The 12824-nt window shown below is 31.5% G+C and carries 12 protein-coding genes; all 12 read right to left on the minus strand.

Annotated features, from left to right (window positions below; genetic code table 11):
- Nucleotides 1-9 precede the first annotated feature (9 nt).
- The 12 genes from BN1075_RS09040 to BN1075_RS09095 all read right to left on the minus strand — a co-directional run bounded on the left by BN1075_RS09040 (nucleotide 10) and on the right by BN1075_RS09095 (nucleotide 12766).
- On the minus strand, nucleotides 10-993 hold the full coding sequence (locus tag BN1075_RS09040; RefSeq protein ID WP_040192779.1) for a DUF814 domain-containing protein: 984 nt from the start codon (nucleotides 991-993) through the stop codon (nucleotides 10-12).
- Between the two features lie 177 nt (nucleotides 994-1170).
- The gene (locus tag BN1075_RS09045) at nucleotides 1171-2196 is read right to left on the minus strand and encodes a D-alanine--D-alanine ligase family protein (protein WP_040192780.1); all 1026 of its coding nucleotides are present in this window, start codon (nucleotides 2194-2196) and stop codon (nucleotides 1171-1173) included.
- A 268-nt stretch (nucleotides 2197-2464) separates the two neighbouring features.
- On the minus strand, nucleotides 2465-3226 hold the full coding sequence (gene spoIIR / locus BN1075_RS09050; RefSeq protein ID WP_040192781.1) for a stage II sporulation protein R: 762 nt from the start codon (nucleotides 3224-3226) through the stop codon (nucleotides 2465-2467).
- Between the two features lie 88 nt (nucleotides 3227-3314).
- Nucleotides 3315-4484 (minus strand): Ger(x)C family spore germination protein, encoded by a 1170-nt coding sequence (locus BN1075_RS09055; protein ID WP_040192782.1) that lies wholly within the window; start codon nucleotides 4482-4484, stop codon nucleotides 3315-3317.
- The gene (locus BN1075_RS09060; RefSeq protein ID WP_040192783.1) at nucleotides 4474-5577 is read right to left on the minus strand and encodes a GerAB/ArcD/ProY family transporter; all 1104 of its coding nucleotides are present in this window, start codon (nucleotides 5575-5577) and stop codon (nucleotides 4474-4476) included. The genes BN1075_RS09055 and BN1075_RS09060 overlap by 11 nt, the downstream gene beginning before the upstream one ends.
- A gap of 12 nt (nucleotides 5578-5589) precedes the next feature.
- Entirely contained in the window at nucleotides 5590-7062 is a 1473-nt protein-coding gene (locus BN1075_RS09065; RefSeq protein ID WP_040192784.1) for a spore germination protein, read from the minus strand.
- A gap of 25 nt (nucleotides 7063-7087) precedes the next feature.
- On the minus strand, nucleotides 7088-7258 hold the full coding sequence (locus BN1075_RS09070) for a CLC_0170 family protein (RefSeq protein WP_156132778.1): 171 nt from the start codon (nucleotides 7256-7258) through the stop codon (nucleotides 7088-7090).
- Between the two features lie 156 nt (nucleotides 7259-7414).
- Nucleotides 7415-8257: a 4-(cytidine 5'-diphospho)-2-C-methyl-D-erythritol kinase gene (gene ispE / locus BN1075_RS09075; RefSeq protein WP_040192786.1), complete on the minus strand. Its 843-nt coding sequence runs from the start codon at nucleotides 8255-8257 to the stop codon at nucleotides 7415-7417.
- Between the two features lie 116 nt (nucleotides 8258-8373).
- On the minus strand, nucleotides 8374-9936 hold the full coding sequence (locus BN1075_RS09080) for a DUF3794 and LysM peptidoglycan-binding domain-containing protein (protein ID WP_040192787.1): 1563 nt from the start codon (nucleotides 9934-9936) through the stop codon (nucleotides 8374-8376).
- Nucleotides 9937-10132: 196 nt separating this feature from the next.
- Nucleotides 10133-10363 carry a Veg family protein gene (locus tag BN1075_RS09085; protein ID WP_081911545.1) on the minus strand — a complete coding sequence of 77 codons (231 nt, stop codon included), beginning with the start codon at nucleotides 10361-10363 and terminating at the stop codon, nucleotides 10133-10135.
- Between the two features lie 340 nt (nucleotides 10364-10703).
- Nucleotides 10704-11606, minus strand: coding sequence for a sporulation peptidase YabG (yabG, locus tag BN1075_RS09090; protein ID WP_040192789.1), 903 nt, complete (start codon nucleotides 11604-11606; stop codon nucleotides 10704-10706).
- Nucleotides 11607-11761: 155 nt separating this feature from the next.
- Nucleotides 11762-12766: a CotS family spore coat protein gene (locus BN1075_RS09095; RefSeq protein ID WP_040192790.1), complete on the minus strand. Its 1005-nt coding sequence runs from the start codon at nucleotides 12764-12766 to the stop codon at nucleotides 11762-11764.
- Nucleotides 12767-12824: the final 58 nt, after the last annotated feature.

Consider the following 12824-nt stretch of genomic DNA (forward strand, 5'->3'; position numbering starts at 1 on the left):
TAAATACTCTTATTGGATTATATGGGCATCTAACTCTGCATCAGTTGCACAAACCTCATCGATAGTTCCATGATTCTGTTCACCGAATTTAGCATATTTTACAGTAACCTTTGGTTCATCTTTTCCTTTACTATATCTTATTGCCACTTTAGCAGCAAAACTTATTACTTCTTCTGTAGCTTCGCCTATGATAACAACCATAGAACCATTAAAATCTTTAACTAATAATATAGTATCATCTTTACCTAAATACTTCTTAAGTAGTGCTACTTCATCTTGAGTTCTTGTTGAAATAACCTTAGCATTAGGCGTTACTCTAAAGTGACGTCCAACTCTTAATAAGCCTAATTCTCTCTCTTCTGGATCTTTATTGAAAGATAAAAGTTCTTTAAGTCTTACTGAATAGTTTGGTTCAGTAAGTTTGCAGCCCCCTGCTGGAGATGGATATTCTTTAATTCCCCACTGCTCTGCAAGTTCCATTTGAACCTTTCTAGATCTTCCTTGAATGTTCATAAGCTTCTCTCTATCAACTAGCCCATTTTCCTCCATCTCTGTTGGAGCAAGCATCTTTGCACAAAGTGGTCTTAAAATCTTTGATTCAATTCCACTTTCCTTCTTAACTCTATCTAAAGCCATTCTGTTTTGTGACATCGGTCTTTGGTTTAAAACTTCACCTGTTATTATAAAATCTGCTTCTAGTTCCTCTAATAACTGTCCACAGTATCTCATCATCATAGCATGACAGTCTATACATGGATTCATATTCTTACCATATCCATTCTTTGGGTTTTTAACCATCTCAAAATGAGCTGGACTAAAATCCACTACTTTTAAAGGAATATCAATTTGCTTTACCATCTTTTTCGCATTTTCTTCATTAAAGAAATGAGATCTAAAACAAATCCCTATTACATCAATTCCTTGATCTTTAATTAATTTTGCTGCAAGAATACTGTCTAATCCACCTGAAACCATTGCTAATGCTCTTGTCATAATATTTCACCTAACCTTTTTATAATATGGTGTACCATATGCTATAAAACTAACATAAGAATTCTTCATTGGTACAGTCTCATTCTACTATTATCTGCTCTTATAATCAACTTGAAAGTAATGGTTTAATACAAACATATCTACTTTTTTCTTAAAAATAAATGCAGCACTAGCATATTAACCTCTTTCTATTGCTAATTCGATTAACTCATTAATAAGCTCATTATATGGAAGACCTGATGCTTCCCACATCTTAGGATACATACTTATACTTGTGAATCCAGGAAGTGTATTAACCTCATTTAAATATACCTCTCCAGTTTCCTTATCAACAAGGAAATCTACTCTAGACATTCCAGCACAGTCAAGTTTTTTATAAATTTTAACTGCTTGCTCTCTAATATGCTTCATTTCTTCATCATTTAAAGCTGCTGGTATTAGTAGCTTTGAAGATGCATTTTGGTATTTTGCCTCATAATCATAGAACTCTTTAGCCGGAATAATTTCTCCAGCAATAGAAGCCTTTGGATCATCATTTCCAAGAACAGCTACCTCTATTTCTCTTGCATTAAGACCAACCTCAACAAGTACTTTTCTGTCATGTTTTAGAGCTTCTTCCAAGCCATTTTTCAATTCTGATAGGTTATGTGCCTTAGTTATACCAACAGATGAACCACTGTTAGCAGGTTTTACAAAGCATGGGTACCCTAATTTACTTTCAATTGCATCTGTAAATTGTTTTGTATCTTTACTGTAATCAAAAGCATTTACAACTACATAATCAGCTTGTTTTATTCCCTCATGCTCTAATAAATACTTTGTATAAACCTTATCCATACAAACTGCAGAGCTCATTACTGATGGCCCTACACATGGAAGATTCATAAGTTTGCAGAACCCCTGCATTGTACCATCTTCACCATACATTCCATGAAGAACTGGGAATACTACATCAACTTCTTTATTAAGTAATAGATTGATTCCACCTTCAATTTTATTTTCAGAATCACTTTCCCATTTCCCACTGCCTATATTATCTACATTACCCTTATACTGAAACCATTGTCCATCTTTAGTTATTCCTATTGGATATACAACATACTTGTCATTATCTATATTTTTTAAAACAGAAGTAGCAGACACTCTAGAAACCTCATGTTCTGTTGATTGACCGCCAAACAATATTGCTATTTTCTTTTTCATTAATATCACTCCTAAAAATATTTATCCTCTGTACACCTTATTCATAGATAAAATAAATAGTGAACACAAATAATTATACTCTTTATTTTATCCATGTTCACTATCATATTCAATAAATGATCCTCCAAATCTTTGATTTGATTATCAGAACTTAAGTGAGAGTTTAAATCTTTGATTTAGCACCTCGTACTTACTAAGCTGATTACTCCACCAACCGCATGTGAGGCAGAGTTTCTTCATCATTTTATTGTATTATTATTTTATTTTACTACTTCATAAGTCCTTTAAACATTTCAGCTACCTTAAACTTTACTACTACATTTTTATCTTCAGTATTATCTACTACCTTTACACTTTTGTTATCATTCTTATCAGTTTTATTATCATTTTTACTAGTTTTTTTATTATTCTCCTTACTTGTATTATCAACCATATTAAACTCATCTTCATTTAATACGCTTTTCATCTCTTTTTCAGTTTCTTCATAAGCAACTTCGCCCTTAGTTATATCAACAAAGCATATAGGCGGAAACATTACACACCACCAATTCTGACCTTCTCCACTTCCTATAATAATTCTATAAGCTTCATATTGGCCTTGTGGCAAAGTTATATTTCCATAAGTTTTAACTGGAAAATACTCTTTAGATAAAGTTGATTGAACTTTATAATCATATCCGTTTTCTTCAATAACTCTCTCTGCAATCTTTAAAATCTCCTCATTCTTCTCAGTTAATATTATTCTTGATTCTTCAATACTTGTACTTTCTTTAAGTATTGGCTGTATATATTTTAAAACTTCATCACGAACCTTTAATTTAAGCTCTTGATCCGCTTTTCCATCACTATTTGCTATAACATGAAATCTAATTAGTTTTTCAGCGATTTCCTCAACCGTTATATCTTCTTGCCCATCCACTTGATTATCCATATCCTTGCTTTGAGCTTTTACCGTATTTATATTTATAAATCCAATAGTAATTATCATTAAAAGTAAAGTGACAATAATTCCAGGTATATTTTTCTTCATGTTTTTTCCTCCCCCAACACTTTCATCTATACTCAAATTATTGCCACTTGGACAAGTTATATACATAACTTTTAAATTTATTTGATCTTTAATTTATAATTCCTACAGTTCTAATTTGATTTTTAACTACTATAGAAATCTCTGCTTTTTGAAATTCCTCTGACCAATTATCCTTAATGCTTTCCCAAAGTTTATAATGATATTTTTTCACCTTATCTTCAATTTCTAACACATCTAGTTTTAAATCATTCTTTGTTCTGTAAGCTACCTCTAGCAGTTCCTTCTCCATCTGTGTATTTAATTCTTCTTCAAGAATTTTAATATCTTTAGCTTCGATTTCCTTAGCATCAGTATAATATCCTGCTAAATCCCCCTCTGTAAAAATAGAGTATTTTAAATGTAGTTTATTATCTATGTATTTTATATCTAAATTAGAATCCACAGTCTCTATATAATAATCTATGGGATGACCTCCGCTGGTAACAACCTTTTTACTTGAACCAATATCACTTCTAAGAATTTGTACATTTTCTATTTCATTATTATTTAAGTAAGCTTTTATTTTATTGTTTTCTATAACAGCGACGCCTTCTAACTCAATTTCGTCCTCACTTTTTAAATCAAATACAGGAAGCATGCTTATAGACTTAGACTTAACCATATCAATGTACTTAGTTAATGTTATAGGAGATATAGTACCCGTAATTCTGCTGTTTCCAAGAAGATTTGTTATATAACTATCTATACCGTCCTCCATCATTGGCTTAACCTTTATATAATCCTCTGTATTTCCTTTAACTATAGCCATGATTATAGACCTATTTAAATTAGGTTCTCTCTCAATATAATCTAAAATCTCCTTTTCTAATTCTGGATAGTCAAAAACCTTATTGCTCAAAAGAAGAAGCTTGCTATGTCCAAAATGAAGACTTCTGCTACTCATACTCGCAGCTTTAAAATATGCATCTGTTGGTGAATATCCATCTACAGTTAATGAAAGTCCTTCTGTTGTTCCCTTTTGTGTATCCATATGACGTAAATCTGGGAAGCCATAAGTTATTTTAACCATATTCATATCTTTATAATTATTAATATCTACATCTTCCGATAGGGATTCCTTTTTATCTACGTCACTTCCAACATCTATTCCTATGGTTGAAACGAAAGCTCTCCTATCAATCTCAATTCTATCCCAGCATCCTGTAAGTAACAGTGCTAATGATAATACTAAAATTAAATTCAAAACTTTATTTTTCACTAACACTCCTCCTTCTAACTCCAAATAAACTTACAGCTAAAGTTAAGCCTATGATTATTAAAAGTACCCCTATAAATCCAATTCTAAGATAATTAAACCTTAAATTTCTCACATCAATTATATTTTCAGGTATCATAGCTGCAAGATATACAATAGGTACATATATCATTGATGAGATTCTAACATCCTCAATATTGAATACATCTTTTAAAATAATAGATGAAAAATAGTATATATTTGCAAAAGAGGTAAAATAAAATATAACCCATAAAGCCATTATCAAGCTATCCCACTTCTCTAAAATTCCACTGCTTGAGCTGATAGACTGCAGCATTGTTATTGTAGGAAAAATGCTATCCGCTGTTTGTACAGACGATAAGGTTGCTGAAACCAAAATTAAAATAATAATATAAAATATTGTAACGAAAATACTGCTTTTAAAGATTATAGATTTAATCTTTTTTCTTTTCTTTACATAAGGCATTAATATGAATGCCATAGAAAATCCATTAAACAAAAATAATATTTCAAAGCTAGATAAAAAATAATCTTTTACGGGATACCCTCCTATCGGAAGCAAATTACTAAAATCTGCTGCTGGAAGAGTTAATAGAAGCATTATTCCTATTGGTACAAACATTATCCAAAATACTATTTCATTAAAATGAACCACATTAGCAAGACCACCTCTGCTTAGATACATACCAATGAATATAAATGTTGCTATTATAACTTCCGTCGGCGTATTTTTTAATAAATACATCGATATTACTTCTGAAAAAGTCCTAAGGGATAGTGCTAATACTATTAAAGTTAATATTGAATATGCAACTGCTACTATTTTCCCAATAAGCCTTCCATAATTGCTGGTCAAGATAAATGTTAAGTCTTTAAATTTATTCAAACTAATAACTTTATATATTAAATATAAAATTATTAAAATTTCCACACCAGTAATCAATGCTGAAATCCAGCCACTTGGCCCCACATATTTTGCAACAATAGAAGGTGCGTAAAATATTCCAACACCTATCATCGAAACTGAAAGACTTACAAACAGAGCAAATTCTTCAATAAATCCTTTTTTCTCCATAGTTCATCCTCCTTAATTAGTATCTTCTTTTTGTCTTATAGTATTGCGAGGCTTCAAAAACTCTGGTCTTTTTATAAATCTATTTAAAGGTAGTCTCACAAATAAATCTTTCATATCACTCCATACCAAGTCTACTGCAGGTGCTAAGTATGGAATACCAAAACTCTTAATCCTGGTTAAATGAATTACTAGGAATATTACCCCAAGCATTATTCCATACAAACCCAAAACCGCAGATAAAATAATAATCATAATTCTAAAGTATGTAAATGCAGCCGTTACTTCATAGTTAGGAATCAAGAAAGTAGTTATTGCCGTTGTCCCTAATATAATGATCATTATCGGACTAACTAACCCTGCACTTACAGCTGACTGACCAATAATTAAACCACCAACAATACCAATAGTTGAGCTTATAGCCTTTGGAAGCTTTATTATGGCTTGAATCAAAAACGCTAATGCAGCTTCCATTAAAAATACTTCTACATAAGCCGGAAATGGAACACCCTCCCTTGATGCAGCAATAGTATATGCCAGCTTTGTAGGAATTAAGTCTGCGTGGAAGGATGTCACTGCCACATATAGAGCAGGCATAATAAGAGATGTCATAATCCCTATTAATCTCAGAAATCTTACAAAGGTTCCAGTTATCCAGCTAGAATAATAATCATCTGGTGCTTGGAAGAAATCAACTAATACAGCAGGCACTATAAGTACAAAAGGTGAACCATCCACTATAATTCCAATTCTGCCTTCATATAAAGCTGCCGAAACCACATCTGGTCTTTCAGTGCTTTGGACCTGCGGAAATGGGGTATTTTCATTATCCTCAATAAACTGCTCTATGTATCCGCTGTCTAAAATGGCATCTATATCAATTCTTTTCAATCTCCTTCTTAATTCTTTTAAAACTTCTATGTTTACAATGTCATCTATATACACTAAGGCTATGTCTGTTTTAGACCTTACACCACATTGAGATGCTTCTACTTTTAGCCCTACATCCCTAATTCTTCTTCTAAGCAGTGCAGTGTTAAATCTAATAGTTTCAGTAAACCCTTCCCTAGGTCCCCTTATAACAGTTTCTGATGAAGGCTCCGAAACTCCCCTGTTGGGCCAGCTTCTTGTGGCAATAATTATAGCGCCAGGATATCCATCAATGAATAAAAGAGTTTCTCCTGACAATGCTGCTGCTAAGCCATCAGTCATTGTTTTTACTTCTCTCATATCCGATACAGAAATAACTCTTGATTTTAGCTCTACCGGATCTGTTACCTCACCCGCCATCTCCATCAATGGCTCTACAACGTAATCATCTAATAAAATTTTATCTGCCATTCCATCAATGTACACTAAAGCACAAAGAATGTTCCCGCAATTAAACTCTCTAAAAACCATATCACTGGTATCCTTAAAGAGGTCTCTGACATAAGCCATATTCTCTTTTGTACTTTTAGAAATATTAGTGCGTACCTTTTCCTTCATAGCCTAAACTCCCTTCTCTTCTATGTTATAACCATGTCTGCCTAACAATATATAATCCAACAGTAATAATTGCCATAACAACTCCAATAGCTATACTTTGATTTCTAGCCCTCTGCTTATTCTCTCTCTTAAAATATCTCGAGTCCGAAACAATGAGCATGTAAGCCGAAGCTAAAACTAACAAAACCAAGTACATATCTATTCGTTCTATAAATGTTTCTATCACAGTTCACGTCTCCTTAAATTTCATAATATACTTCACTTTAGTTTGAGCTTTAAATAAAAATAATATACAAATAAGAAGGGTATCGAGAATTTAAATTCACGATACCCTTTACTTACTTTATAACCACTATATTGTTGAAGTTACAAAGACCTCTTTATATTTATCTTTTAACATTTCAGCACATTTATTTGCTTTTTCCTCACTATCAAAAAAGCCAAACACTGTCGGCCCGCTTCCACTCATCATTGAGCCTAAAGCTCCTTCTGCACACATAAATTCTTTTATTCTTGAAATCTCCTCATGTTCTTTTAATGTAACTAACTCTAACAAATTCATCATATTATCAGCTACATATTTTAAATCATCCCTATTCATGGCTTCAATCAACTCATCAACCTTTGGATGCTGTTTAACTTCGCTAAGTTTAAATCCTTTATAGGTAGCAATAGTTGAAACTCCAAAGTTAGGCTTAACTACTACTAACAGCTTATCCTTAAACGGTTTAAGCTCAGTAATAACTTCCCCAATTCCCTCACACAAGGCTGTTCCACCTTTTATACAATAAGGTACATCAGCCCCAATTTTAACTCCAAGCTCCATTAACTCTTTATCACTTATTTCAGGCTTATATAAATCTCTCATGGCCCTTAGTGCCGCTGCAGCATCAGTGCTTCCCCCTGCCATACCAGCCTCTACAGGTATGTTTTTCTCAATATGAACTGAAATTGCCTTTTCAACACTATACGTGTTACAAAATAACTCTATAGCCTTATATACTAGATTTCTATTGTCAGTAGGTACAAAGGATTTATTGCTAGTTATCTTTATTCCCTTCGCACTTTTTTTTAATTCAAGTTCATCATAAATATTTACCGTCTGCATAATCATTTTTAAAAGATGATAGCCGTCATCTCGCTTTCCGATTACATCTAAAGCAATATTAATTTTTCCATAGGCCTTAACTTTCATAATTCAAACACCTCACTAACAAAGAGAATAAGCTTTTTATATAGAAACGTCAAGCGTGAATGCACAAAATAAAAATGCCATAGAAGTCAATTTCTTAACCCCCATGGCACTAACAGCTATACTATTGCTCTTCCTGGAATTATTAACTTTTGAGATGGTTTAATATCCTCATCGTCATATAAATCATTTAATCCAATAATTTCTTCTATTGTAGTTAAGTATTTTTTAGCAATTCCCCAAAGAGTATCTTCAGGCTGAACTACATAAATAATAATACTTGCCTTTTTCTTTGGAACTTCACCATCATTAACAGACATACTAACAACAAATTTATTTTTGATTGTATAGAATACCTTGCAGTGAACTCTCACAACAGCTCTAATGTTAATATTACCGCCTTCTAAGCTGCCTTCGATGGATTCTAATGCAACACTAGCTACAGCCTGCATATTTGGATTGGTACCTGCTATATCAACTTTAGCACTAAATGGTATCTCATCCTCCATGTTAACAAGATAATGTTCATCGTCTTCAGATGCATAAATTACACATACTTTTAATACACCCTCAACTTCAACCTTATCATTCTTAACATACTTATCACTGATTGTTACAGCTCCTGTTGTCATTATAACCTTAACTGGTTTTAAATCATCATTTTTAGTTTCAATATCACCTTTAACTATACACTCATTATACCCATGACCCTGGATAACATTAATATTATTTTCCTTAGTCTCCATATCAAGATGCTTAGTTGGAGAATATCCATCTTGAATTACTTCAACTTCTTCTTTATACATAACGTTAGTAGTAGCTTTTACTATAAATTCTACATCTATAATTCTGCTTTCTCCCATATCATCTTGTCTAACATCATATTCAAAAGAATTCAAGCAGAAATCAGTAAAGTACTCCATATTTGGTTTTAATTCATCTACTGTTACTTCCTTATACAATGGCACATTATCTGAAATACAGAATAACTCTCTTCCATTCTTGCCTTTATATAATATAGAAACAGTTGCCATAGCCTCTATTTTTAGGCCTCCATCATGTATTCTAACATCTTTTTTACCAATCAATACATTGTACTTAACAACCTTTAAGCACTCATTTTTCTCCATGTCAATCTTCATTTCAGCTTTACCAACTAATTCTGCTTCTATTGGTTCCATAACCTTATCAACAGTCATTGGCTTCTTCAAGAATTGAATATCCTTACCTTCATGAACATCTTTAACAATTTCAAAAGAATTTATATTGTATCCATTACATCTACATACCATAAATCCTTGAATTGATATCTTTCTTTCATTAATAATAACACAGTCCATATGTTCAATATTCAATTCTACATCACAATACATATTAGCTTGAGCCCCAACCATATTAATTGACTCTGCCATATTACCATTGTAAGTAACTGAATGTGCTTCTGTAGCACCACTGTCTTTTGCCATATAAAGAATCGTATATTGCAACTGACCTTCTAAATTAACCTTATCAGTTCCAACTTCTTTATTAGTAATCATAGGTTTAACATCTAACATTAGTATGCTTTCTACATCTGGAAGAGTATCTGGTATAACATACTCTTCTTTTACAAAGATCTTTGCGTCATTTTGAGCTATTGATTGTTCATACTCTATATAGTCTTTTATCAGATCTAAATCCATAAACTTTCCCTCCTAAAATACCTACTAATAATGTATATATGGGATTGTTCCGAAATATAACTACTTATGCCATTGAACTAAAAAAATTTTTATGATTTTGGAATAATTATTATTTAATATATAGATATTGGAGAAATAACCTATTTAGAAGCTCCCAAATAAAAAAGAGACATTCTTAATAGAATGTCTCAATATGTTATCCTGCAAATACTAGTTGAACTGTCTTTGTAAGTACATCACTATAACTATAGCTAACAGTACGCTGACAATTACTGTCTAGTCTTATAATGAATATACTATCGTATGTCTTTTCTAGAACTCCTTTATTTACTACAATCTTTCGTCTTCCGCCATTTGCCTTTAATGTCACTTTCTCGCCAACATGACCTTCGATATCTTTTTTAATCGTGGTCAATACATTTCCCATTTTCACAGTAGACACCCTCTTTCTTAATTTTCGTAAAGGCTTCTATTATTATTGTAACAAATTTTGGTTTTTTAGTCAAGCGAACCAAATATTTTACAACATATATATGTACCTTGTCAATGTTAAAAATCCGTTAATTTTTAACGTATTTTTTTAATTACTGCACATTTTCCCTTTATAACGCTCAAAAATGAACTGAAATCAACTTGACAATAGTATGTGTAGTAATTATTTAGAATATTCGCAAACAAGCCTACATTTAACTACAATTAACAGCAGTATCGATAAATTATTCAATAAATCGACACTGCTGTTAATTAAAATAATTCAATAAAAAAAACTAAACCATTATACTGTTATTATAATATTGAGATTTGGGATATCCTTCTCTATATTTTCCTCTTGTTTGAAGTCCACCAACACCTTTAATTCCAGTTATTGTATTTTCAATAGCGTCCTCAATATTCACTATCTCATTAATATTGGTATAAGCAACCTTCTCACATATAAATACAGGATCTAAACAGTGAATAAGTACCCTGTTTGGTGAGGATGCAAAATTTGCACCTGCATCTAATAATGCCTCATAATTTGACTGACATGCCCCTGCAAAGATAACTAAATCATCATAATTAGATTTATAACTCCTTAAAAGTGAAACACACTCCACAAAATACTTTGAATTTCTATAGTTATTAAGATCCATATAATCTGATGCATTCTTCATCATTCCATCATGTCCTGTAATTACAACAATATCTGGATTCACCTCCTTAACTAAATCTAATATTTTTGATGGCTGTTCTTTTTCAGCAATAACCCTTCCAACTGCATCTATATTTAACTGCTTATAGGTTTTTAAACATATCTCCAAATAAACAGGATCCCCGTCTATATGAAGTATTTTTCCTGGTCTTCCAAAGAACAATTCATTTTTTTTTAAAGAGGAATTTTTCTTATCCCTTCTTTCAATATCAATTTCAGGATATCTAAACGTCGCAGCATTTCCATTTCTAGCTAGCAAAACCTTTTTTAAAGTAGTATTAACCTTTTTATTAAAAACCTTGTCTTTCTCACCATTATTACTCAATTCTAAATCATCTTCATCACTATCTGCTTCAATTCTAATATTTAATCCCTTTAATAAATATTTTCTTTTTCCATCCTCATCGTAGATATCTATAATTGTAAAAATTATATCTTTCCCATAAGATCTTCTTACTACCTTATCTCCTATTTCCATATTTCTCTCCTTTAGCTTTAACGCTACCTATGTCGTAATATATAATATGTACATAAGGTGCTAATGGTGAAAAAATAAAGACCATGAAATATATAACTTCATGGTCTTTGTTTAAAATTTTAATAAAATAGCGTCTTTGCTATACAAATATCTCATTAATTAATCTCAAAATACTCTTTAAATGATTTCATAAATACTTCAAATTTATCTTGCTCTGCTATAAGCTCTTCCATCTTTTTGTTAAAGGTATTCTGAACCCAGTTAACTTCATTGTAGTAATATCTATTACAGATTCTCCAATATCTTTGTGGGAAAATTAAAAATGCATATAAAACCTTATATTCATCCTCCCTCAAAGGAGAAACTTCGTTGTAATTATCTATAATAGCCTTTGCTATATCAAAATCCCACTCTCTCCTTTTAAGTACTTTAATCATGAAATTTGCTAAATCAAAAGTTCTTAATTCTCGCTTACAATAATCAAAATCAATTACACTTACACTATTATCTTCGCCCAAAATAATATTGTGATAAGTAAAATCATGATGACAAAAACTCTTTTCTTCCTCAGTATCCTTACAAAGATTGTAATAATTTGAATCCCCAAGAATTTCCAAAGCTTTTTTGCCTAAAGTTTTATAATAATCAACAGATTTTATATAACTTAAATCAAATTCACCTTTATGATTTTTTTTCTTTCTTACCATTTCTTTCATCTTATCGAAGGATTTTATCCTTTTCTCCATAAGATGTGGCCATCTACCTAAATCAGATTTTAACTTACTATTTTCGGATGGCTCATAACCTTTTGATGCTATATGAAAATTCGCTAGGGCCTTTGTAGCTAATATTAAATCCTCATCATTATAAAAATCACACTCTCTTCCTTCTATCCATTCAGAAAGTGTATAAATATCTTCATTAACTAGAGCATAGGCTTTTCCTTCTGTATTAAGATAATATCTATCTATATTTTTGAATCCATTATTATAAAGATGTTCCTTTGCTCCATATACAAAGAGAAGCTTTTGGGTTCCATAGCTTATCTTCTTTAAACATCTAACGCCTTTGTTTGTCTTTAATTGATATACGCCTTTATTAGGCTTAATGCTCTCAATTTTAATATCAAACTGACGCTCAATTTCAAATTCTCTCATCATATTCCGCACCCCCTCTATAATTTATATGTGTACTGCTTATAATTTAGAATAGTCCATA

The organism is Clostridium culturomicium (assembly GCF_000821305.1).
Lineage (GTDB): Bacteria > Bacillota > Clostridia > Clostridiales > Clostridiaceae > Clostridium_J > Clostridium_J culturomicium.

Coding starts and splice junctions, on each gene's coding strand:
- BN1075_RS09040 (WP_040192779.1), bottom strand. CDS start 993: ATGACAAGAGCATTAGCAATGGTTTCAGGTGGATTAGACAGTATTCTT.
- BN1075_RS09045 (WP_040192780.1), bottom strand. CDS start 2,196: ATGAAAAAGAAAATAGCAATATTGTTTGGCGGTCAATCAACAGAACAT.
- spoIIR (WP_040192781.1), bottom strand. CDS start 3,226: ATGAAGAAAAATATACCTGGAATTATTGTCACTTTACTTTTAATGATA.
- BN1075_RS09060 (WP_040192783.1), bottom strand. CDS start 5,577: ATGGAGAAAAAAGGATTTATTGAAGAATTTGCTCTGTTTGTAAGTCTT.
- BN1075_RS09065 (WP_040192784.1), bottom strand. CDS start 7,062: ATGAAGGAAAAGGTACGCACTAATATTTCTAAAAGTACAAAAGAGAAT.
- BN1075_RS09070 (WP_156132778.1), bottom strand. CDS start 7,258: ATGTACTTGGTTTTGTTAGTTTTAGCTTCGGCTTACATGCTCATTGTT.
- ispE (WP_040192786.1), bottom strand. CDS start 8,257: ATGAAAGTTAAGGCCTATGGAAAAATTAATATTGCTTTAGATGTAATC.
- BN1075_RS09080 (WP_040192787.1), bottom strand. CDS start 9,936: ATGGATTTAGATCTGATAAAAGACTATATAGAGTATGAACAATCAATA.
- BN1075_RS09085 (WP_081911545.1), bottom strand. CDS start 10,363: ATGGGAAATGTATTGACCACGATTAAAAAAGATATCGAAGGTCATGTT.
- yabG (WP_040192789.1), bottom strand. CDS start 11,606: ATGGAAATAGGAGATAAGGTAGTAAGAAGATCTTATGGGAAAGATATA.
- BN1075_RS09095 (WP_040192790.1), bottom strand. CDS start 12,766: ATGATGAGAGAATTTGAAATTGAGCGTCAGTTTGATATTAAAATTGAG.